This window comes from Cognatundibacterium luofuense, assembly GCF_018139685.1.
In the GTDB taxonomy this organism is placed as follows: Bacteria; Pseudomonadota; Gammaproteobacteria; order Burkholderiales; family Burkholderiaceae_D; genus Undibacterium; species Undibacterium luofuense.
In genome coordinates this window covers 1-370 of record NZ_JAGSPN010000270.1, presented here as the reverse complement: position 1 = coordinate 370, position 370 = coordinate 1, and the positions used below count along the sequence as shown (strand labels likewise).

The following is a 370-nucleotide window of genomic DNA, read 5'->3' as shown; positions in this document are numbered from 1 at the left end:
GTGGCATGGGTGATGGATGACATCCTGTTGATTTCTCAGGCAGCTAACTCTAAGTCGCCAGGTGACTATGAAATCAGCAAAGAAGCTTTGTCGGTTGAGCCTTACGGCATCATGCTGCGCAAAGAGGACGCAGCGTTCAAAAAAGCAGTCGATACTGCGATCAGCAATGTACTGACTTCGGGTGATATCAACCGTATCTACCATAAGTGGTTCCTGCAACCGATACCACCAAAAGGCATTTCACTGAACTTGCCGATGTCTGATCAGTTGAAAGCAGTAATCGCCAAGCCGACTGACTCCGGTGAGCCATCTGCCTATGCAGCGGTACCGGAAGCACAGAAAGCTGTTCTGAAAAAAGCAAAAAAATAAA

Annotated in this window: 1 pseudogene; it reads left to right on the top strand. The window is 47.6% G+C overall.

Annotated elements, in window-relative coordinates:
- A pseudogene (locus KDM89_RS20355) lies at window positions 1-369 on the top strand (transporter substrate-binding domain-containing protein); the annotation flags it as partial.
- Between the last annotated feature and the right edge of the window lies 1 nt (window position 370).